This is a genomic window from Plantibacter flavus, from assembly GCF_900177615.1.
GTDB classification, from domain to species: domain Bacteria; phylum Actinomycetota; class Actinomycetes; order Actinomycetales; family Microbacteriaceae; genus Plantibacter; species Plantibacter flavus.
The window spans coordinates 468662-489054 of sequence record NZ_FXAP01000002.1 but is presented as its reverse complement, the minus strand read 5'-3'; the positions used below and the strand labels follow the sequence as shown (position 1 = coordinate 489054).

Genomic DNA, 20393 nt, shown 5'->3' with positions numbered 1-20393 from the left:
GAATTCGCTTGGAGGACAAACACTAACAGCTTACCCGGGCACCCTTCGTGTGCTCTCAGGGATGACCCTGAGAGCACACGACGAGATGTGACTACTCGGTGGCCTTGACCACGTCGATCGGCGTCGATGCCGGTGATGCCGCCGACGTGCCGGTGCTGCACCGGACCGCGTAGGACACGGTCAGCTGACCGGCGGCGTCGACCGTGATCGTGCCGCTGGTCGTGTTGGCGTCGAACTGACCCGATGCGTTGTTCTGGAAGAAACCGCCGCCGACCGTCACGGTGTAGCCGAGGAAGTCCGTGCCGGTCGGGCAGGCGTTCTGCACGGTAGCCCAGTCGACGGCGATGGTCGTCGACGTCGCGTCCTTCGGGATCTCGAGCTGACCGGCGTCGTTCAACTTGGACTGATCGACCTTCGGCGCTTCCGTGGGTGGGTTGATGACAGCGATCTCGCCGTACACGGTGAGGGTGATGGCTGAACCCGTCTTCACGTTACCCGTCGGGTTGACGTCGTAGACCGTGTCGACCTGCTCCGGCGACGTCGCTGCGTTACCGACGTTCTTCGACACGCTGAAGTTGTACGGCGTCGCGCTGAAGATCGCGTTGAGCTCGTCGAAGGACCGGCCCTGGAGATCGCTCAGGTTGATCGGGAACACCGTGGGCACCGGTGTGGGCGTCGGGGTCGGGGTCTTCGACGGGGTCGGCGAGGCCGAGGTCGATGTCGCCGACGGCGTCTTGCCCCCTGCGTCATTCCCCTGGTTGGCGAACACCGCGATGAGCGAACCGACGAGCACGATGACGAGCAGGGCGACGAGACCGATGAGCGGCCAGGTCCACTTGCTGCGCTTCTTCTTCTCGCCCTCGCCCTCGACGTCGTCCTCGAGCTGGTCCGCCTCGGAGGCGGACAGCAGCTGCGTGGTCGCGTCGTCGGCTGCGGGCATCCGGCGGGTCTGGTCCATGACGGTGGTCGCGGCGTCGCCGGCCCCACCGAGGATCATCGGTACGGCTGCGGCCGCGGCGTTGAGGTCGCCTCGACGGAGCGCCTGGGCGGCGCGCGCGACGTGGGCGGACGATGCCGGACGGTCGACCGGGTTCTTCGCGATCATCGACATGACGAACCGGCGGACCGGCTCGGCGATCGTGACGGGGAGTTCCGGCGGCTGCTCGTTGATCTGCGCCATCGCGATGGCGACCTGCGACTCGCCCGTGAACGGACGGCGTCCGGCGAGGCACTCGTACGCGACGATGCCGAGCGAGTAGATGTCCGTCGAGGGCGAGGCGGGGTGCCCGCTCGCCTGCTCGGGCGAGAGGTACTGCACGGTGCCCATCACCTGACCGGTGGCCGTGAGTGGCACCTGGTCGGCGATGCGGGCGATGCCGAAGTCGGTGATCTTGACGCGGCCGTCCGGCGTGATGAGCAGGTTGCCCGGCTTGATGTCACGGTGGACGAGGCCTGCGGCGTGCGCGGCCTGGAGTGCCGAGGAGGTCTGCGCGACGATGTCGAGCACCTTGTCGGTGGGCAGGACACGCTCGCGCTCGAGCACGGTGGACAGAGCCTCACCGGGCACGAGTTCCATGACGAGGAACGCGCTGCCGTCCTCCTCGCCGTAGTCGAAGACGTTGGCGATGCCCTCGTGGTTCACGAGTGCGGCGTGCCGTGCCTCCGCACGGAACCGCTCGAGGAACCCGGGGTCCCCCATGTACTCGTCCTTGAGGATCTTGATGGCGATGGTCCGGCCGATGACCAGGTCAGTGGCCTGCCACACCTCGCCCATGCCACCGATCGCAATGCGAGATTGCAGTTCGTAGCGACCCCCGAAGGTCAGCCCGGCTGTCGGTCTCATTTGTTCAGCACCGCCTCTAGTACTTTCTTCGCGATCGGAGCGGCCACGAGGTTGCCGTAACCGTCCTGTCCGAGTCCACCGCCATCTTCTACAACGACCGCCACGGCGACCTTCGGGTCGTCCGCAGGCGCGAAACCGGTGAACCACAGCGTGTACGGATCGTCGGATCCGTTCTGTGCCGTGCCTGTCTTTCCAGCCACATCGACCCCATCTATTCTTGCATTAGTCGCAGCACCGCTCTGGACGCCCTGGACCATGATGTCCGTGATCTCCTTGGCCACCGAACTCGAGATCGGCTGCGACAGCTGCGCCGGTTCGAACTCCTTGAGGACGCTCAGATCGGGGTTCACGACGCGGTTCACCAGCTGCGGGTTGCAGACGATGCCACCGTTCGCGATGCCGGCCGAGACCATGGCCATCTGGAGTGCCGAGGCCCGCACGGTGTACTGCCCGAAGGCCGCCATGGCGGTCTGGTCGTCACTCAGCGCGTTCGGGAAGGTGCTCGGCTGCATCGGCATGGGGTTGAGTCCCGTTCCGGTGATGTTGACGTCCATGTTGAAGCCGAAGCTCTGCGCCATGTCGCGGATCTTCTCGTAGCCGAGTTCGACGCCGAGTTCCGCGAGCGGGATGTTGCAACTGAGTTCGACCGCCGTCGCGATCGACACCGTCGCGCCTCCACCGCAGCTTCCGCCCTCGGAGTTGCGGATGACGGTGCTCGTCCCGGGGAGCGTGTAGGTGGACGGGTTCGGGAACTCCGACTCCGGCGTGTAGTCGCCCGAGGCGAACGCCGCGGCCGCCGTGACGAGCTTGAACGTGGAACCGGGCGGGTCGAGGTCGCCGTCGACGCCCTTGTTGAGGAGCGGCTGGCGGTCGTCGTCGTCGAGGGTCCGGTAGGCGTCGAGCACGGCCGCGTTGTCGTGGCTGGCCAAAACGTTCGGATCGTAGCCGGGGCTCGACACCGAGGCGAGGATCTTGCCCGTCTTCGGCTCGATGGCGACGATCGCGCCCTCCTGGTCGCCGAGTGCGTCGAAGGCGGCCTGCTGCACGACGGGGTCCAGGGTGACCTCGACCGCCGCGCCCTTCGGTGCCTGTCCGGAGATGAGCCGGTTGATGGAGTCGAGGAACTGGGAGTTCGACGTGCCGCTCAGATACTCGTTCGTCGCGAGTTCGAGACCGGACGAGCCCTGGGTGGGCGAGAAGTAGCCGGTGACGGGCGCGTACAGCGGACCGTTCGCGTAGACACGCTGGTACTTGTACTCGTCGTCGCTCGCAACGGACGAGGCGATGGCGGTCCCGTCCGAGAGCAGGATGGGACCCCGTTCGGTCCGGTAGCTGTCGTAGAGCGTCCGCGTGTTGCGACCGTCGGCGTTGAGGGTGTCGGCCTGGAACATCTGGATGATCGTGGTCGACCCGAAGAGCGCCAGGAACATCGCCAGGACGACGATGCTCACCCGCTTGAGTTCGCGATTCATGAGACCACCGCCTTGGGTTGGGTCCGGACCGTGTCGGAGATGCGGAGCAGGACGGCGATGATGATCCAGTTCGCGACGAGTGACGACCCGCCGGCCGCCAGGAAGGGTGTGGTGAGTCCCGTGAGCGGGATGATGCGGGTCACGCCGCCGACGACGACGAAGACCTGCAGCGCGACGGTGAACGCCAGGCCGATCGAGAGGAGCTTGCCGAAGTCGTCGGTACCGGCGTAGCCGACTCGGAAGCCCCGCGAGACGAGCAGCAGATAGAGCGCGAAGATCGCGAAGAGGCCGGCGAGACCGAGCTCCTCTCCGAGGCTGGCGATGATGTAGTCGCTCTGCGGGACGGGTGTGATCTCGGGCATGCCCTGGCCGAGCCCGGTACCGAGCAGTCCGCCGTGGGCGAGGCCGAAGATGCCCTGCACCAGCTGGTAGCTGCCGCCGTCGCGGTCGAACACCTCCGGGTTGAAGGCGTCCCACCAGTTGTGGAAACGACCGGCGACGTAGGAGAGGGTCTGACCGGCGATGAACGCACCGGCGAAGAACATCGTCAAGCCGATGATGATCCAGCTGGCGCGGCTCGTCGCGACGTACAGCATGACGAGGAACATGCCGAAGTAGAGCAGACCGGTTCCGAGGTCGCGCTGGAAGACGATCACGCCCATCGCCATCGCCCACACCACGAGGATCGGGCCGAGGTCGCGCAGACGGGGGAACTGGATCCCGAGGAACTTCTTGCCGACCATCGAGAGGCTGTCGCGCGTGCGAACGAGATAACCGGCGAAGAACACCGCCAGAGCGATCTTCGCGATCTCGCCGGGCTGGAAGGTGACCGCGTCGCCGATGCCGATCCAGACGCGGGCGCCGTTGACCTCGCGACCGATGCCCGGCAACAGGGGCAGCAGGAGGAGGACGAAGGCGAAGAGGCCGGCGATGTAGGTGTATTTGAAGAGGACGCGGTGGTTGCGGATGATCAGGACCACGGCGATTGCTCCGGCGATCGCGATCGCACTCCACACCATCTGTCGGACCGCGGCGCTCGCCCACCCGGAGTCGCCGAGCGCGATGTCGATCCGGTAGATCTCGGCGATGCCGATACCGCCGAGCACGGTGGCGATCGGCAGCAGGAACGGGTCGGCCTCCGCCGCGGTGTAGCGCAACACGATGTGGAAGGCGAGGACCAGCAGCGACAGGCCGGAGCCGAAGGTGATCAGGGCGAAATCGAGGTGTCCGAGGGCGCCGAGCTGCACGAGCATGACCGCGACCGCGTTGATGGCGAACGCGAAGATGAGCAGCGCGAGCTCCAGGTTGCGGAGCTTCTTCGGCAGCCGGAGTCGGCGCATCGTCTTGATGACGCCGGTGTCGGCTTGGATGGGGGCTGCGACGTCACTGGTCATCGGTCACCCGCAGACGTTTCACGATGTCGAGGGCCTCGGTGAACGAGGATGCGCTGATGGTCTGGTCGACGGCCTGGCGGTCGAAGTCGGAGAGCGAGCCGAGCGGGATGCCCGTGTCCTCCTTGACGTTCGAGAGCTTGATGGGGCCGACGTCCTGCTGGATCCCCTGGTAGATGACGACGGTGTCGGCGTCGCCGCCCACGAAGTACCGGGTCTGTGTCCACGCGTACCCGAGCACGACACCACCCACGATCGCGATGATGACCACGATGAGGCCGACGAGCCAGGTGATGCGCCGACGTCTCGCGCGACGTTCGTCCTCTTCGATGAGCTCGTCGAGGTAGTCCTCGGAGGCGGGCTCGAAGTGGGAGTTGCCGAGCGACGTGACTCGGCCGGGGTGCAGCCAGCTGTTGGGGATGAGCGAGGGTTTCTTCACCGAGGGGGTGAGCGCGAAGGCCACAGGCTTCGAGGCCGAGCCGACGACGACGGGCTCGCCGTCACTCACCGGCTCGTCGACGATGTCGACGACCACGACGGTGACGTTGTCCGGGGCACCGCGGTCCAGGCTCTGCCGGACGAGCTTCTCGGCAGTGCGCTGTGCTGACAGCTGCTCGGTGAGGGTCGCGGTGATGTGCGTCTCGTCGACCACGCCCGAGAGGCCGTCGGAACAGAGGACCCAACGGTCGCCCGGCTGCGTCCCGAGCGTCATCGTGTCGATCTCGGGGGAGGCGTCGACGTCGCCGAGGACGCGCATCAGCACCGATCGGCGGGGATGGACCATCGCTTCCTCGGCTGTGATCCGGCCGGAGTCCACGAGGCGCTGGACGAAGGTGTGGTCGACCGTGATCTGGCTGAGCTCGCCCTCACGGAAGAGGTAGATCCGGGAGTCGCCGATGTGGGCGATGGCGACCTCGTTGCCGATGACCGCGAGGGCGGAGACCGTGGTGCCCATGCCCGTCAGCTCGCGGTGCTTCGAGACCGTGTCGCCCAGGATGGAGTTCGCCGCGAGGATCGCCGACTGGAGCGTCGCCTCAGCTGCTTCGGAGGACGGGTACGGCTCGTCGGCTTCGATGATGCGGTTGAGTGCCATCGCCGACGCGACGTCACCGCCGGCGTGACCACCCATGCCGTCGGCGACGACGAACAGGTGATGCCCGGAGTAGCCGGAATCCTGGTTGTTTGAGCGCACTTTACCCACGTGGGAGAGCGCTGCGCCGGCGCCGCTGGTCGTCACCGGGTTACCGCCGCAACTCGAAACTGGTCTGGCCGACCTTGACGGGGGTGTCGAGCGGGATCTGCGTCGGGACGCTCACGCGCTTGCCGGCGAGGAAGGTGCCGTTCGTGGAATCGAGGTCCTGGACCATCCACTCGTCGTTCCAGAGCATGAGGCGCGCGTGATGCGTGGACGTGTAGTCGTCGCGGATGATGAGGCCGGAGTCCGCTGAGCGTCCGATGGTGATCGGCTCGCGGCCGAGGGGGAGCTCGGTGCCCTGCTTGGGGCCGGACACGATGACGAGGCGCGAGGTGTTGTCGACCGTGGCGCGCGGAGGCGTGCCGCTCGATCCACCGGCCGCGGGCCGACTGGGGGCCGGGGCGGTCGCGGCACGCATCGGCTGCGGCGGGGTGGCCGGAGCTCCGTTCGACGACTGCTGCTGCGGTTTCCGGACGCGCGGACCGAAGAGGTCGGTGCGGAGGGCGTAGACGATGCCGAAGACGAACGTCCAGAGCAGGAGCAGGAAGCCGATGCGGAGGACCAGCAGGGTCAGTTCGCTCACGCGCCGTCCCCCCACGAGTCGCCGAACGACGACACATCGTGACGTCGGGTCGCATCGCTCATCTGGCGATCGGAGCCGCCGGCCTTGGCTACCACCCGGAACACGATCCTCGTGCGGCCGATCTCGATGACGGAGTCGGGGGAGAGGGCCGCCTGGCGGAAGGACTGGCCGTTGAGCTTCGAGCCGTTCGTCGAACCGAGGTCGCGTGCCTGACCGGCGTTGCCGTCCCAGAGGATCTCGACGTGCTTCCGCGAGGTGCCGGTGTCGGGGATCGTGATGTCGGCCTCGGTACCGCGGCCGATGACCGTGCGGGCCTGCGTGATCGGGTAGCGCTTGCCGCCGATGTCGAGCACGGGCGCCCAGGTGACGGAGCCCTTGAGATTGACGCTGTCGATCTGGACGAGGCCGTCGGGGAGCGAGCGGTCGCCGGAGAGCTGGATGGTCACGGCACCCGGAAAGGAGTACCCCTGGCTCTTGGCGTGCTTCTGCACGAGCGAACCGAGTTCGTCGACGAGGGAGGGACCGATGGCGTCCATGCGCTCGAAATCGGTGGGCGACATGCGGACGGTGAACTTGTTCGGCACGAGGATGCGGTCGCGGGAGACGACGGCGGCCTTGGTGTCGAGCTCGCGTCGGAGCGCGCTCGTGATCTCGACCGGCTGGAGTCCGGACTTGAAGGTCTTCGCGAAGGCGCCGTTGACGGCGCGCTCGAGTCCCTTCTCGAAGTTGTCCAGAATGCCCACGGTCTCTCGATTCGTGTCGGTGTCCAGGCAATGTTAGACGGTTTGCCTGCACACGAGGCCAATCGACGCGGGCGCCGACGCCAGGTGTTCACCCGCTCGGCAGCAGGAGATCAGCATCGGCGCCGGACCGTCGGGGCCGTTTCGTCCTGCTCTGGCGCGGATCTCCGGTGTTCTGCCACTCGGGCTCCGCGTGCTATCCTCGATAAGTTGCCGCGAGAGCGGTGACGTCTGGTGTCTCGCGCGAGTGGCGGAATTGGCAGACGCGCTGGCTTCAGGTGCCAGTGCTCGAAAGGGCGTGCGGGTTCAAGTCCCGCCTCGCGCACCAGTGGATGTGACACGAAGGCCCCCGAGGAATCGGGGGCCTTCGTCGTTCTCCGGCCGGCCGCCAGGCCCGGCGTGCTACCTCTGCCGACCGGTCGCGAGCCAGACGTCCGGTCCGAAGATCTCGTAGCGGAGGCGTCCCTCGGGGATGCCCAATGACCGGGCGGTGTCCCGCAGCACCTGCATGAACCCCAGAGGCCCGCAGATCGAGAGGGTCGCGTGCTCGGGCAGCGCGACGTGGTCGAGCTCGAGCCTCGGTGCCGCTACGTCGTCCGCGAACCAGGTCTGCATCCGGGCGTCGGGCAGTCGATCGACGAGCGAGGCGATGCGGTCGGCGAAGGCGAAGTCCTCGCGCGAGCGGTCCGCGTGGAGCACGAGGACCGTTCGAGGGTCGGCGGTGGCGACGAGGGCCTCGAGATACGACACGGTCGGCGTGCAGCCGATACCCGCGGAGATCAGGACGAGCGGCGACCGGTCGTCGTCGAGGACGACCGCGCCATACGGGTTGGACAGCTCGATCACGTCGCCGACCTCGATGACGTCGTGGAGCACCGGCGTGACGTCGCCGTCAGGGTCCCGTTTGACGGCGATGCTCCGGCCGGTCCCCGGGCGCAGCAGGGTGAACGCGCGAGCCTGGGATGATCCGTCCGGCGCCGTGACCCGGAGGCTGACGTAGTTCCCGGCGACCGCCGGAGTGACGGGCGTCCCATCGGCCGGGACGAAGATGAACTCGGTCACCGTCGAGGTCGTGACGATCTTCTCCGAGACCGTCCAAGGAGTCCAGTGCGAGTCGTTCGCCTGTGCGCCGTACAGTCGGCGCTCGGCGGCGATGAGGACGTCGGCGAACAGCCAGTAGACCTCGCTCCAGGCCGCGACCACTTCTGAGGTGGCGGCGTCGCCGAGATCTGTGGCGATCGCGCGGAAGAGGTACTCGTAGACCACCTGGTACTGCTCAGGCGTGACGCCGAGGGAGGCATGGCGGTGGGCGATCCGCGTGACGAGGTGAGCCGGGGCCTCCTCGGACGTCGACGCGGCGGTCGCGAAGGCGACGATCGAAGCAGCGAGCACGGCCGCCTGCTGTCCGGTGGCGTGGTTGGTCCGGCTGAACATGCCGTCGAGCAGTCCGGGGTGGTCTGCGAACAACGCCGCGTAGAACGACGTGGTGATGGTCTCCATCCTGCCGGCGATGACGGGCGCGGTCTCGGCGATGATCGTGCGGGTGGCTTCGGTGAGCATGTCGGTCCTGTCCGCGCCCGGGTGGGCGCACGCTCAGACGGTAGATCGGGTGGCCGTCGCATCGTCGACGACATTCCCGCGGAAAATACACTCCGCTGAAATGTAGAGTACGGACATGGATGCTCGATCGATCCGCTCCGTCCTCGCCTCGGGACCTCGGTTGCGCATCCTTGCGCAACTCCTCGCAGACGGTGCCAGCTCTGCCGGCATGCTCGGTCGAGCGGTCGGCATGCCGGAGAGTACGGTGCGCGACCACCTGCGCGTTCTGTCGAACGGTGGACTCGTCGTCTCCGAGCGCGAGCCGCGCACGACCCGCGGGCGCCCTCGGACCCTCTTCGTCGCCGCAGAGCACGCGGGACGGTCGGCCCACGGTCGCGAGGTGACCGAGCGGGCGCTCCGCCTGGGTCAGGCGTACCGGGCGGTCGTCCTGCAGGAGGAGGCGGGAGACGACGACGGGCAGCTGGACGTCCTCGACGATCATCTCGACCGGCTCGGGTTCGAACCCGAGCCGGCGGGGTCGCTGGCTCTGCGGCTGCAGTGCCCGGCGATGGACCTCTTCCGGACGCTCGGGCCGGAGGTCCTGTGTGCCGTGCACCTCGCGGTGATCGAGGACGTCCTCACCCGGTCGCCCGGTCCGCTCGTGGTCGACAGACTCGTCCCGGCGCCCCCGACGGACTGTCGTCTCTCGCTCGAGCGACGACGATCGCACGATTCTCGACACGGTGACCGATGACACATCGGGCCTCGCCTGTCACATGCTCGACGGATGTCAGGTCTCCGTTACCGTGTCGACATGGAGACCCCCCGAGTGCCGGTGAGTATCGCGATCACGATGTTGCACGATGGTCGGGTGCTGTTGGAGTTGCTGGCGGACCACTCCTCGGCGTTCAGCAGCGCCGAGACGCACATCGACGACCGCGATCGCACGTCGGCGATCGTCCGCGAGTGGGTGACCGCGCCGCTCGCGACGCCGGATCGTCGCAGTTCACACCGTCCGTTGGCGTACCGCGACGGCTACACCCTCGTCATCTCGGCCGAGTCGACCCGGGATCTCGCGGCGTTCAGCCCCTACGGCAACTCACTCCGGATCGACTTCGCCAGGGCGTTCGGCGCGGCGTCCGGCACGGCTGGGGATCCAGAACCGCTTGCGCGCGCGCTCCCGCGTGATCTGGCGATCTGCTTCCGGCGCGCGCAGGAGAAGGCCGCCTGGCGGATCGCGCAGGGCGCCTATCTTCCCGTCCTCGTCGGGTACCTCGACGAGCTGCGGTCGATGACGTCGATCGAGGAGCAGGACGCGTACGAGACGACGACCGCCGGTGTCGGAGGAATCCTCGACGATGAGCGCTACCTCCTGGTGGCGGACGATGAACGCGCACGGCAGGTGTACCTCGACCTCGTGGCGGAGCGGTCCTCGCTCTACAACTGGTACATGGATCTGGCCAAAGGTGGTCACGCCCGCCCGCGGCGGTGACGAGGACGTGTCGCGGCGGGTTCGACGCTCGTGGTCGACACGCTGATCCTGGCGCCCCCGACGCCGGGCCGACGAGTCCATGGACGTGTGGTGCTGCCGAGGAGGTTTGACACCCGGCTGCATGACAAGCATACTTGACGTATGTCAGGTTTCCTTGTCATTTCGAACCCGATCGTCCAGGTGCGCCGACGATGAGGACGACCGACAGGTCGACCCGCCGCGCTGGCACCGCGTTCGGGCGGCTGGCGTCGATGAGCGCTCGCGACGTCCTCAGGAATCCACTGACCGGGATCTCGATGTGGTTCATGACCGGCATCATCCTCGTGATCTACGTCTCCATGTGGCTCGCGTTCGTCGTCCTGGGCCCTGCTCCGGTCGTCGCGCTGGAAACGGACGACCCGGGAGTCTCGTCGGCTCTGGAGCGGGCCGGTGTGCGGGTGGTCGCCGACGACGCCCCCGATCGGAACACGCGGGTGACCGTGCACGAGGGGCGTGCCCTGGTGGTGCTCGACACTGCGGATCAGGCTGCGTGGGACCCGATCTGGCGAGGGCTGCGCGACGCAGGCGTCACGGCCCACGGGGTGACGGTGATGGACGACGAGGGTGACGTCAAGATCGATCCGCTGCAGGAGAACCTCGGGATCGTGGTCCTGGTCGGGGTCGCGAGCCTGGCGTTCATCGGGACGACCGTCCCGCTCGTGGCGATGCGGGAGCGCGGGCTGCTCCGACTGCTCGGCGTGACACCGCTGCGACGGTCGACCTTCCTCCTCGCGCAGCTCCCCTTGCGCGCGCTGGTGGCGGTGGGGATCCTGGTGCTGACGACCGGGATCGCGGTCTGGCGCAGGTACGTCGACGGTGTGGACCTTTTCGCTCTGGGGGTCTCGTTCCTCCTCGGAGCGGCGATGCTGTTCGCTCTGGCGCTGGTGTTCGCCGCCCGATCGCGGAACGCCGAGGCGACGCAACAGACGATGGTTTTGGTGACGATCGGGCTCGTGTTCGCCTCGGGTGGGCTTCTGCCGCAATCCATCCTGCCCGCCGCCGTGCAGGTCGCCATGAACTGCCTGCCGACCACCTGGTTCGTCGCCGCCGCGAGTGCCTCACTGACCGGGGCCGAACCGTTCCTCCCCGTCCCCGCGCTCTGGGGGCTCATGTCGCTCGTCACCGTCGCAGCAGGAACGCTCGCCGTGCGGTGGTTCGAGTGGGATCAGTCCGAGCGCGACGGGCGGGCGACCACGATGTCCGACACGCAACGAGAGGTGGCAGCATGAACGAGCACACGACACGGGGATCGACGCCGCAGGAGCGTCGTGCGTCCCGCAGATACATGTGGGAGATCGCGGCCGGTGCCGTCGGGTTCCTCGTGACGTTCCTCTTCCTGCCGGAGCTGTTGCCCACCGAGCCGGGATCGCCCGCAGCCGTCGCGGTCGCACTCGTCCCGCTCGTGCCGGTGGTGTGGATCGTGATCGCACTCGTCCGGCACGTGCGCCGTGTTGACGAACTGCAGCGCGGACTGATCGTGCTGAGTCTCGCCATCGGGTTCGGTGCGGCGATGCTGATCAGCCTCGCGGTCGTGTTCCTGTCGACTGCCGGTGTCGTCGTCCCCCAGCCGGAATGGTGGGTGTTCATCGGCGGGATGGCGGTCTGGGGTGTGACCATCGGCGTCGTCTCCTTCCGGGCAACCCGATGAAGAACGACGTCCGCGCCCTCCGTACCGAACGCGGGTGGACGCAGGTCCAGTTCGCTGAAGCACTCGGCGTCTCCAGGCAGACGGTGAACGCGCTCGAGACCGGGCGCTACGATCCGTCCCTGCCGTTGGCGTTCCGGGTCTCCGCATTGCTCTCACGCCCGATCGAGGAGATCTTCTTCCCGGGTGAACACGACGCCCCGCCGTCTGGAGGACGACGATGAACGAACCGGACCGAGCGGTCGTCACCGTCGACCGGCTCAGCAAGCGCTACGGCGACCGGAGCGTCCTGCGCGACGTCTCCCTCCGGGTCCATGCGGGCGAGGTGTTCGGACTGCTGGGACCGAACGGCGCCGGGAAGACCACCACGCTCGAGACCATCGTCGGACTCCGCCGTCCCACCGACGGAACCGTCCGGGTGCTCGGGCGAGACCCGTCGATCGACCGCCGATACGTGACCGAGCGGATGGCGGTGCAGCCGCAGGCCGCCACCCTGTTCCCGACGCTGACCGTCGCGGAGACGCTCGACCTCTTCGCGTCGTTCTACCGCGACGTGCGGCGTCCGGAGGAGGTCTTGGACGAGCTCGATCTGGGCGAGGCACGGCGCGTGCGCGTGAAGCACCTCTCAGGGGGCCAGGAGCGTCGTCTGCTGATCGCCATCGCGTTGATCGGCGATCCCGAGATCGTCGTCCTCGACGAGCCGTCGGCCGGACTCGACCCGCAGGCTCGACGGAACCTCTGGAGCATCATCCGGCGCCAGCAGGAACGCGGGACCACGATCCTGCTCTCGACGCACCACATGGACGAGGCCACCCAGGTCTGCGACCGGATCGCCGTCCTCGTGGACGGCGCGATCGCCGCCTCGGGGGAGCCGGAGACCCTGGTCCGGGAACACGCCGCCACGGCCACGGTCACCTTCGAGGTCCCCGGCCGGACCACCGCGGACGAGCTGCGTTCCCACGACATCCCCGGTGAGATCACCGTGACGGCGAAGGGCGCCGTCAGCCTGGTCGGGATCGTGACCGACGACCCTGACGCCGTGCTGCGCCGCCTCACCTTCTCCTCCGGTCTCAGACCGCGCGGGTTCCGAGTGGCGCACGGGTCACTCGAGGATCTCTTCATCGATCTCGCGAATCGGCCGGCGTCAGCAGCCGAGGGCGACCGGGCCCACAGCCCATGAGGACGATGCATCCGTTCCCAGCACAGGTCCGGAGCTTCGCCGCAGCCCACGCGCGCGACCTCGTCCGGGACCCGCGCTCGATCATCGCGCTCGTGGCGAGTTTCCTGGCCCTGATTGGACTGCTCTGGGGTGTGGACGCCCTCGTGGCGACGGCGTCCGGCACGCCTGCCGGTGTGCTGGAGCACGCCCTCCCGCTCGTTTCGAGCACGGGGTCGATGGCGATCGCCTTCATGCTCACCACGGTGCCGCTGGTCCGGCACCGCAGCACCGGCCTGCTGCGGGCGCTGTCGACCTCGCCGGCCCGTCGCGACGCGTACCTGCTCGGACATCTGCCGATCCGCGTGGGGTTGGTCGTCGTCGAGGCCGCGGTGATCGTCGCCCTGGCCGCCTGGACGGTGCCAATCCGTCCACTCTCCGACCTCGTCGCGATCGCCGGCACGATCCTGCTCGGTGGCGCGATGCTGCTCGGCTTCGGCTACCTCCTCGCGGCGCGGTTGTCGAACCCGGACATCGCCATGCAACTCGCGTACCTGCTGCCGATGCTCGCTCTCGCCACATCCGGTGCCCTCTGCCCGCTCGCGGTCCTTCCGGAGTGGGTCGCCGGTCTCTTCGGGCTCCTGCCCACGACCTGGATCGTCGGTGCCCTCGAAGCGATCATCTCCCAAGGCCCTCAGCCCGTGCCACTCGCGGTGGTCTGGAGTCTGATGGCGGCGTTCGCGCTCGTGTCGGGTCTCGCGGCCGCACGGCTCCACCGATGGGATGCCGGCTGATCGGGGGAGCTGCCGTCCGCCGCGTCAGCCCCGCCGCGGGGGCGCCGTCGAATCGCGCACGATGAGCTGCGAGTCGAGACTCGCGACCGAACGGGGCGACCCGCCGGCCATGGCCTGGAGGAGCACCTCGACCGCCAACGACCCGCACCGGTTGATCGCGAGCCGCACGGTGGTGAGACCGGGCTGGCGGATGGACGCCATCTCGATGTCGTCGGTGCCGATGATGCTGAGGTCCTCGGGGCAGCGCTTGCCCATCGACGTGATGCCGGCGTCGATACCGAGGGCGACCAGGTCGTTGTAGGCGATGACCGCCGTCGCACCGCTCGCCACGATCGTGGCCGCTGCGGCGAGGCCGCCCTGGATCGAGGCCGCCTGGTGGCCCAGGCGGGTGAACTCGATGTCGAGCTGTGCACAGGCCGCAGCGACCGCGTCGCCACGGCGGAGGTCCGCCCAGGAGTGCTTCGGACCGGCCGCGTAGGCGATGTGTCGGTGACCCAGTGCGGCGAGGTGCTCGACCGCCTGCCGTGGCCCGCTCTCGGTGTCCATCACGACGTAGGGGAGGCCGTCGATGATGCGGTTGACCACCACGACCGGGGTGTCGCCCACGAGCGCGCGGATCTCGTCGTCCGGGAGCCGTGGCGAGCAGAGGAGCATCCCGTTGAGCTTCCGCGCCAGTTCCAGCTGCTCGTGCTCCCGATGCAGGTCCTCATCGGTGTCGAACAACACCGGGCGGTGGCGTCCCTGCCAGGCCTGGGCGTGGACGCCCTTCAGGAGCGTCGCGTAGACCGGGCTGGCGATGTCGGGGACGATGACGCCGAAGGTCTTCTCCGCCGTCGAACCGTTCGGGTTCGAGTACCCGAGGTCCGCCGCCGCCGTGAGGACGCGCTCGAGCGTTGCGTCCGCAAGGCGATCCGGCTCGCCGAACGCCCGCGACGCGGTGGCGATGGAGACGCCCGCGTGACGGGCGACATCGGTGAGGGTGGCGGTCACGGTTTATCCTTCGCGGGGTCGGGTGTACTCATGATGCGGCATCGTGGTGCCATGAAACTACTTGACAAACTTTGTACAAACCATTCAGAATCACTTTCATGATGATCGACGCGGATCTCCTCCAGCCGACGACGCAGTGCCCCGAGGCTCGGCGATGACGGCCCTGCCGCCGCGACTGGGCGCTCGTTCGGGCCCGCGTCCGGAGCACTCGGCACCGTCCGCCGCCGGCATCCTGCACCTCGGCCTCGGTAACTTCCACCGAGCGCACCAGGCCGTCTACACGGCGGCTGCGCTCAGCGCGGGCAGCGATGAATGGGGCATCGTCGGTGTCGCATCCCGGTCCCGAGCGGTCGTCGACGCCATGCAGGCGCAGGATCTCCGCTACACGGTCGCAGAGATCTCACCCACCGGGGCCTCGTTCTCCGTGCCCGCCGTGCACACCGACGCGTTCGTCGCGGCGGAGGATCCGGAGCGCGTGGTCGGCACTCTCGCGGACGACCGCATCCGGGTCGTCACGCTGACCGTGACGGAGCACGGCTACAGCGCCTCACCGTCGACCGGTCTCCTCGACCTGAACGACCCGCTGATCGCAGCCGACCTCCGCGGAGGTGCCCCGCAGACGACCATCGGCCAGCTCGCCCGCGGTCTGCAGCGGCGGGCTTCGGGTGGTGGAGCGCCGATCACGATCCTGAGCTGCGACAACCTGAGCGAGAACGGCGCTCGCACGGAGGCGCTCGTCCGGGCCTTCCTCTCCGAACTGCGCGGTACCGAGGGCGCGGAAGCGCTCGCCTACCTCGACAGCGCGGTCGCCTTCCCGTCCAGCATGGTCGACCGCATCGTCCCGGCGACGACCCCGCGACTGCGGGAGCTCGTGGCAACCCGCCTCGGCGTCCGGGACGACGCACCGGTCTCCGCCGAACCGTTCACGATGTGGGCGATCGAGGACCGCTTCGCCGCTGCGCGTCCCACCTGGGAGGCCGGAGGCGCCGTGTTCACCGACGAGGTGGGGGCGTACGAGCAGATGAAGGTGCGGCTCCTCAACGGGACGCACTCGCTCATCGCCTACCTCGGTGCGCTCCGCGGGGTGGCCAAGATCTCGGAGTCGATCGCCGACACCGCCGTTGAATCCGCCGCACGGGCGATCCTCCGCCACGAGTACGAGCCGTCGGTGCGGTTCCCGTCCGGCGTCGACGTCCGCACGTATGAGGGGCAGCTCTTCGAACGCTGGGCGAACCACGCCCTCGGGCACCGCACGGCGCAGGTGGGTACCGACGGATCGGTGAAGCTGCGCCAGCGCATCCCGGAGCCCGCCCTCCTGCTGCTCGAGGCCGGATCCGTCCCGCACCTCATCGCCCTCACGGTCGCGGCCTACCTGGCCTGCATTGCCCCGATGCCGGGGTTCGACCCTGGTCCGCACGCGCGCGCCATGGTCGATCCGGCCCGCGAGGAGCTCGCCCGCCTGGCGAGCACGTCGACGGACGGTCGGCACCTCGCGCATCGGGTGATCGCGGAGCTGCACCTCTTCGGGCAGGACCTCGCCGAGCAGCCGACCTTCATCTCGCGGGTCGGTGAACTGATCGACACCATCCGTCGACACGGCGTCGACGCGGCCATCCGCGACAGCATCACCGCCTCGCAGGCACCCATGACCACGACAGGAGCCAACCGATGAAGACGCTCGCGATCCACGGCGCGGAGGACATCCGCTGGGAGGACGCCCCCACTCCGAAACCACGCGACGGCGAGGTCCGCCTCCGGGTGCGGTACGTCGGTATCTGCGGTTCCGACCTGCACTACTACTTCAACGGAGCGAACGGCGAGTACGTCATCCGCGAACCACTCACCCCCGGCCACGAGCTCTCGGCCGTCGTCGACGTGGACCCCTCCGGTCGGCTCGCCCCCGGCACCAGGGTCACCGTGCACCCGGCGCGATACGGCCCGAGCCTTCCGGGGCTCGAGGACCGCCCGCACCTGCGGCCCGGCGGTGACTACCTCGGGAGCGCAGCAGCGAACCCGCACCGACAGGGTGGGGCCTCGGAGTACCTGATCGTCGAGCACTCGATGGTGCGCGTCCTGCCCGACGGACTCCCGCTCGAGCGGGCGGCGCTCGCCGAACCCCTCTCGGTCGCCATGCACGCGGTCGGGCTCGCCGGCGACGTGCGCGGTGCGCGGGTCCTCGTCATCGGTGCCGGGCCCATCGGTCTGCTCGTGATCGCTGCGGCCGGCCGGGCCGGTGCAGCGACGATCGCGGCGAGCGACATGCGCGAACAGGCACTGGAACGCGCCGCGACCGTGGGAGCCGGTGAGCTCCTGCTCGTGGGTCGCGACGCCGTCGCCGACGAGTCCTACGACGTCGTCTTCGAGTGCTCCGGCGCGCCGGTCGCCCTGACCCAGGCGGTCCGGGCCGCGAGACGAGGCGGATCGATCGTCCAGGTCGGCATGCTCCCCGACGTCGACAGCCCGATCAACCTCGCCCCCATGCTCGCCAAGGAGCTCACCATCCGCGGCGCGTTCCGCTTCTCCACCGAGATCGACGACGCGATCGCGTTCCTCACCGAGGGTGATCTCCTCGACGCCGTCGTGACCCAGGTCATCCCAGCCGAGGAGGCGGTCGACGCCTTCGCCACAGCTCGGGACTCATCCCGCTCGGCGAAGGTGCTCCTCGCCTTCTGAGCCACCCACCGCACACTCCCACCCCCACTTCCGCTGCATCCCGTAGGTCCGAAGGAGTACCTCATGTCAGAACCCAGATCGTCCGTCGCCGCCGGCGACCCCACCGAGAACCGATCCGTCCGCGACCTCGTCCGCGCCGCGATCTCCGGGTGGCTCGGCACCGCGCTCGAGTTCATGGACTACCAGCTCTACTCGCTGGCCGCCGCGCTCGTGTTCGCCGACCTCTTCTTCTCCAACGAGGACCCGGCCATGGCCGTCGTCGCCGCGATGGCGACGTACGGGGTCGGCTACGTCGCCCGTCCGGTCGGCGCGTTCTTCTTCGCCCGGCTCGGCGACAAGACGGGCCGGACCAAGGTCCTCTTCTACACGATCCTGCTCATGGGGTTGTCGACGACGCTCATCGGCTTCCTGCCGACCTACTCGCAGGTGGGCCTCCTCGCGCCGATCCTGCTGGTCCTCCTGCGGATCGCGCAGGGCTTCGGAGCCGGTGCCGAGATCTCGGGCGCCGGCGTCATGCTCGCCGAGTACGCCCCGGCCAAACGCCGCGGCATCATCGCGTCGCTCGTGGCGCTCGGGACCAACTGCGGCACCCTGCTCGCGTCCGCGCTGTGGGCCGGTCTGCTCCTGGCGTTCAGCGAGGACGAGGTCATCGCCTGGGCCTGGCGCATCCCGTTCATCGGCAGCGTCGTGATCATGCTCTTCGCGGTCTGGGTCCGCTTCAACCTCAAGGAGAGCCCGATCTTCGAGGAGCGCGACGACGTCGTCGACGGCAAAGCGCTCACCAAGCAGGAGACGATCGCCCTCGCGACCGAGACCGGCAACCTCCGCACGCTCGAGGCCATGAACCGCAAGCCGATCAAGGCGTTCAGCATCGCGCTCCTGCTGCGGTTCGGTCAGGCCGGCAACTCGGGACTCGTCCAGACGTACCTCATCAGCTACATCACCGTCGTCCTGCTGCTGGACCGGTCGATCGGGGTGAACGCCGTCATCGTCTCCTCGCTCGTCGCCTTCATCACCGTGCCGCTCTCCGGCTGGCTCGGTGACCGGTACGGCCGGAAGCGCATGTACATGGTCTGGGCGATCATCGCGCTCATCATCATCGTCCCGACCATGCTCATGATCCACAGCAAGGACACCGCCTTGGTGTTCGTCGGCTACGTCGTCCTGCACAACCTGGCGGTGATGAGCTTCGCATCGCTCGAGAACCTGACGCTGCCGGAACTCTTCGGCGCTCGGAACCGCTACACCTACACCGCGATGGCCCGGGAGATCGCCGCGATCGTCGCGACCGGCGCTGGCCCCGTCATCGCCGCCGCCTGGGTGTCCGCCGCCACCGGCTCCTTCATCCCGATCATCATCATGCTCGGCGTCTTCACCCTCTGCGCCCTGGTCGCGTCCATCTGGATGCCGGAGGTCGCCGGTCGGGACCTCACCGACCCGCGCGACGCCATCTGACCGGCACCCGACCTCCTCGAAAGGAACCCCCATGAGCATCGAACTCGCGGACGTCATCGTCACGAGTCCCGGCCGGAACTTCGTCACCCTGAAGATCACCACCAGCGACGGTGTCGTGGGCTGGGGTGACGCGACCCTCAACGGACGCGAGCTCGCTGTCGCGTCGTACCTCGGCGACCACGTCGCGTCGATGCTGATCGGCCGCGATGAGGACCGCATCGAGGACACCTGGCAGTACCTGTACCGCGGACCCTACTGGCGGCGCGGCCCCGTCACGATGGCGGCCATCGCCGCGGTGGACATGGCGCTCTGGGACATCAAGGCCAAGAAGGCCGGGGTGCCGCTGTACCAGCTGCTCGGCGGTGCTAGCCGATCGGGCATCCGGGCGTACGCGCACGCCTCGGGGACGGACTACCAGGCACTCGCCAACGCGATCACCGGGTATCAGGAGCTCGGGTTCACCGCGGTGCGCGTCCAGACCGGTGTGCCGGGGCTCGGGCAGGTGTACGGGGTGTCCGCCTCAGGGCCCGGCGTCCGCTACGACTACGAGCCGGCGAAGCGAGCGGCGGACGGCTCGGCTGCCACGGCACCGACCGAGGAGTCCTGGGACACCGCCGGCTACCTCGCGCACATGCCGGGCGTCTTCGAACGGATCCGCGAGGACTTCGGGACGGGCCTCCGGATCCTGCACGACGGACACCACCGCATGTCGCCCATCGAGGCCGCCCGGTTCGCGAAGGACATCGAGCCGTACAAGCTCTTCTGGCTCGAGGACTGCACACCGGGGGAGGACCAGACCGCCCTGCGACTCGTCCGCCAGCACTCGACCACGCCGCTGGCAATCGGCGAGGTCTTCAACTCGGTGTACGACTATCAGACCCTCATCACCGAGCGCCTCATCGACTACGTCCGTTCGGCGGTGACGCACACCGGTGGCATCACGGCGATGAGGAAACTGCTCGACTTCGCGGCCATCTACGGGATCCGTTCCGGCATCCACGGCCCCACCGACATCTCGCCCATCGGGATGGCCGCAGCGTTGCACCTCGACCTCGCGATCCACAACTTCGGGATCCAGGAGTACATGCCGCACAACGAACAGACCCTCGAGGTCTTCCAGACCTCCTTCACCTTCGACGACGGCTTCCTGCACCCCGGCGAGCAGCCCGGCCTCGGCGTCGAACTCGACGAGGACGCGGCTGCCGCATTCGAGTACACGAAGGCGTACCTGCCGGTGAACCGGCTGACGGACGGCACCGTCCACGACTGGTGAGCGGCGTCGGTTGTGGCATCTGGTGCTCGGCGGCTGTGAGGTGAGATGATGCGGTGCTGCCTCGAACGCGTGCGGTCCTCCGCCACGTCCGTCCCGATGCGCGAGGCGCTGCG

At 68.3% G+C, this 20393-nt stretch carries 19 protein-coding genes and 1 tRNA gene; 12 read left to right on the top strand and 8 right to left on the bottom strand.

Annotated elements, in window-relative coordinates:
* Nucleotides 1-91: 91 nt before the first annotated feature.
* From B9Y95_RS08690 to B9Y95_RS08665, 6 genes are read right to left on the bottom strand one after another with little or no spacing between them, the layout of a single operon-like run.
* Entirely contained in the window at nucleotides 92-1843 is a 1752-nt protein-coding gene (locus B9Y95_RS08690; RefSeq protein ID WP_085511491.1) for a serine/threonine-protein kinase, read from the bottom strand.
* On the bottom strand, nucleotides 1840-3315 hold the full coding sequence (locus B9Y95_RS08685) for a peptidoglycan D,D-transpeptidase FtsI family protein (protein ID WP_085511490.1): 1476 nt from the start codon (nucleotides 3313-3315) through the stop codon (nucleotides 1840-1842). Before B9Y95_RS08685 ends, B9Y95_RS08690 begins: the two co-directional genes overlap by 4 nt.
* Nucleotides 3312-4709, bottom strand: a complete 1398-nt coding sequence (locus B9Y95_RS08680; RefSeq protein WP_085511489.1) for an FtsW/RodA/SpoVE family cell cycle protein — start codon at nucleotides 4707-4709, stop codon at nucleotides 3312-3314. The genes B9Y95_RS08685 and B9Y95_RS08680 overlap by 4 nt, the downstream gene beginning before the upstream one ends.
* Nucleotides 4699-5943 (bottom strand): Stp1/IreP family PP2C-type Ser/Thr phosphatase, encoded by a 1245-nt coding sequence (locus tag B9Y95_RS08675; protein WP_085511488.1) that lies wholly within the window; start codon nucleotides 5941-5943, stop codon nucleotides 4699-4701. Before B9Y95_RS08675 ends, B9Y95_RS08680 begins: the two co-directional genes overlap by 11 nt.
* A 4-nt stretch (nucleotides 5944-5947) precedes the next feature.
* A complete protein-coding gene (locus B9Y95_RS08670) occupies nucleotides 5948-6484 on the bottom strand; it encodes an FHA domain-containing protein FhaB/FipA (protein WP_064294019.1) in 537 nt (178 codons plus the stop codon).
* Nucleotides 6481-7227, bottom strand: coding sequence for an FhaA domain-containing protein (locus tag B9Y95_RS08665; RefSeq protein ID WP_085511487.1), 747 nt, complete (start codon nucleotides 7225-7227; stop codon nucleotides 6481-6483). Before B9Y95_RS08665 ends, B9Y95_RS08670 begins: the two co-directional genes overlap by 4 nt.
* A 238-nt stretch (nucleotides 7228-7465) precedes the next feature.
* Here B9Y95_RS08665 and B9Y95_RS08660 point away from each other — a divergent pair.
* Nucleotides 7466-7552 (top strand) — tRNA-Leu (locus tag B9Y95_RS08660).
* A 74-nt stretch (nucleotides 7553-7626) separates the two neighbouring features.
* Here the strand turns inward: B9Y95_RS08660 and B9Y95_RS08655 are convergent.
* Nucleotides 7627-8784 carry a globin domain-containing protein gene (locus B9Y95_RS08655; RefSeq protein ID WP_085511486.1) on the bottom strand — a complete coding sequence of 386 codons (1158 nt, stop codon included), beginning with the start codon at nucleotides 8782-8784 and terminating at the stop codon, nucleotides 7627-7629.
* A gap of 115 nt (nucleotides 8785-8899) precedes the next feature.
* On the opposite strand from B9Y95_RS08655, the gene B9Y95_RS08650 reads away from it, so the two are divergent.
* The 7 genes from B9Y95_RS08650 (at nucleotide 8900) to B9Y95_RS08620 (ending at nucleotide 13889) form a co-directional block, all read left to right on the top strand.
* A complete protein-coding gene (locus B9Y95_RS08650) occupies nucleotides 8900-9517 on the top strand; it encodes a helix-turn-helix domain-containing protein (RefSeq protein WP_085511485.1) in 618 nt (205 codons plus the stop codon).
* 60 nt (nucleotides 9518-9577) lie between these two features.
* Nucleotides 9578-10255, top strand: a complete 678-nt coding sequence (locus B9Y95_RS08645) for a hypothetical protein (RefSeq protein ID WP_143736385.1) — start codon at nucleotides 9578-9580, stop codon at nucleotides 10253-10255.
* A 251-nt stretch (nucleotides 10256-10506) separates the two neighbouring features.
* Nucleotides 10507-11523: an ABC transporter permease gene (locus tag B9Y95_RS08640; protein ID WP_159453359.1), complete on the top strand. Its 1017-nt coding sequence runs from the start codon at nucleotides 10507-10509 to the stop codon at nucleotides 11521-11523.
* Nucleotides 11520-11942: a hypothetical protein gene (locus tag B9Y95_RS08635; RefSeq protein ID WP_085511482.1), complete on the top strand. Its 423-nt coding sequence runs from the start codon at nucleotides 11520-11522 to the stop codon at nucleotides 11940-11942. The genes B9Y95_RS08640 and B9Y95_RS08635 overlap by 4 nt, the downstream gene beginning before the upstream one ends.
* Nucleotides 11939-12163 (top strand): helix-turn-helix transcriptional regulator, encoded by a 225-nt coding sequence (locus B9Y95_RS08630; protein ID WP_079704339.1) that lies wholly within the window; start codon nucleotides 11939-11941, stop codon nucleotides 12161-12163. The genes B9Y95_RS08635 and B9Y95_RS08630 overlap by 4 nt, the downstream gene beginning before the upstream one ends.
* On the top strand, nucleotides 12160-13119 hold the full coding sequence (locus B9Y95_RS08625) for an ABC transporter ATP-binding protein (protein WP_085511481.1): 960 nt from the start codon (nucleotides 12160-12162) through the stop codon (nucleotides 13117-13119). The genes B9Y95_RS08630 and B9Y95_RS08625 overlap by 4 nt, the downstream gene beginning before the upstream one ends.
* A 5-nt stretch (nucleotides 13120-13124) precedes the next feature.
* Complete coding sequence (locus B9Y95_RS08620; RefSeq protein WP_159453358.1) at nucleotides 13125-13889, top strand: ABC transporter permease; 765 nt, start codon at nucleotides 13125-13127, stop codon at nucleotides 13887-13889.
* A 24-nt stretch (nucleotides 13890-13913) separates the two neighbouring features.
* Here B9Y95_RS08620 and B9Y95_RS08615 read toward each other — a convergent pair whose 3' ends face one another.
* Nucleotides 13914-14879 carry a LacI family DNA-binding transcriptional regulator gene (locus tag B9Y95_RS08615; protein ID WP_085511479.1) on the bottom strand — a complete coding sequence of 322 codons (966 nt, stop codon included), beginning with the start codon at nucleotides 14877-14879 and terminating at the stop codon, nucleotides 13914-13916.
* A 154-nt stretch (nucleotides 14880-15033) separates the two neighbouring features.
* Here B9Y95_RS08615 and B9Y95_RS08610 point away from each other — a divergent pair, with 154 nt between their 5' ends.
* The 4 genes from B9Y95_RS08610 (at nucleotide 15034) to manD (ending at nucleotide 20280) form a co-directional block, all read left to right on the top strand.
* A complete protein-coding gene (locus tag B9Y95_RS08610; RefSeq protein WP_085511478.1) occupies nucleotides 15034-16551 on the top strand; it encodes a mannitol dehydrogenase family protein in 1518 nt (505 codons plus the stop codon).
* Nucleotides 16548-17552, top strand: coding sequence for an L-idonate 5-dehydrogenase (locus B9Y95_RS08605; RefSeq protein ID WP_085511477.1), 1005 nt, complete (start codon nucleotides 16548-16550; stop codon nucleotides 17550-17552). The genes B9Y95_RS08610 and B9Y95_RS08605 overlap by 4 nt, the downstream gene beginning before the upstream one ends.
* A gap of 63 nt (nucleotides 17553-17615) precedes the next feature.
* A complete protein-coding gene (locus B9Y95_RS08600) occupies nucleotides 17616-19007 on the top strand; it encodes an MFS transporter (RefSeq protein WP_085511476.1) in 1392 nt (463 codons plus the stop codon).
* Between the two features lie 31 nt (nucleotides 19008-19038).
* Nucleotides 19039-20280: a D-mannonate dehydratase ManD gene (manD, locus tag B9Y95_RS08595; protein ID WP_085511475.1), complete on the top strand. Its 1242-nt coding sequence runs from the start codon at nucleotides 19039-19041 to the stop codon at nucleotides 20278-20280.
* The last annotated feature ends 113 nt before the right edge of the window (nucleotides 20281-20393 follow it).

Coding starts and splice junctions, on each gene's coding strand:
- B9Y95_RS08600 (WP_085511476.1), top strand. CDS start 17,616: ATGTCAGAACCCAGATCGTCCGTCGCCGCCGGCGACCCCACCGAGAAC.
- B9Y95_RS08625 (WP_085511481.1), top strand. CDS start 12,160: ATGAACGAACCGGACCGAGCGGTCGTCACCGTCGACCGGCTCAGCAAG.
- B9Y95_RS08605 (WP_085511477.1), top strand. CDS start 16,548: ATGAAGACGCTCGCGATCCACGGCGCGGAGGACATCCGCTGGGAGGAC.
- B9Y95_RS08650 (WP_085511485.1), top strand. CDS start 8,900: ATGGATGCTCGATCGATCCGCTCCGTCCTCGCCTCGGGACCTCGGTTG.
- manD (WP_085511475.1), top strand. CDS start 19,039: ATGAGCATCGAACTCGCGGACGTCATCGTCACGAGTCCCGGCCGGAAC.
- B9Y95_RS08645 (WP_143736385.1), top strand. CDS start 9,578: ATGGAGACCCCCCGAGTGCCGGTGAGTATCGCGATCACGATGTTGCAC.
- B9Y95_RS08690 (WP_085511491.1), bottom strand. CDS start 1,843: ATGAGACCGACAGCCGGGCTGACCTTCGGGGGTCGCTACGAACTGCAA.
- B9Y95_RS08620 (WP_159453358.1), top strand. CDS start 13,125: ATGCATCCGTTCCCAGCACAGGTCCGGAGCTTCGCCGCAGCCCACGCG.
- B9Y95_RS08635 (WP_085511482.1), top strand. CDS start 11,520: ATGAACGAGCACACGACACGGGGATCGACGCCGCAGGAGCGTCGTGCG.
- B9Y95_RS08685 (WP_085511490.1), bottom strand. CDS start 3,315: ATGAATCGCGAACTCAAGCGGGTGAGCATCGTCGTCCTGGCGATGTTC.
- B9Y95_RS08630 (WP_079704339.1), top strand. CDS start 11,939: ATGAAGAACGACGTCCGCGCCCTCCGTACCGAACGCGGGTGGACGCAG.
- B9Y95_RS08640 (WP_159453359.1), top strand. CDS start 10,507: ATGAGCGCTCGCGACGTCCTCAGGAATCCACTGACCGGGATCTCGATG.
- B9Y95_RS08680 (WP_085511489.1), bottom strand. CDS start 4,709: ATGACCAGTGACGTCGCAGCCCCCATCCAAGCCGACACCGGCGTCATC.
- B9Y95_RS08655 (WP_085511486.1), bottom strand. CDS start 8,784: ATGCTCACCGAAGCCACCCGCACGATCATCGCCGAGACCGCGCCCGTC.
- B9Y95_RS08610 (WP_085511478.1), top strand. CDS start 15,034: ATGACGGCCCTGCCGCCGCGACTGGGCGCTCGTTCGGGCCCGCGTCCG.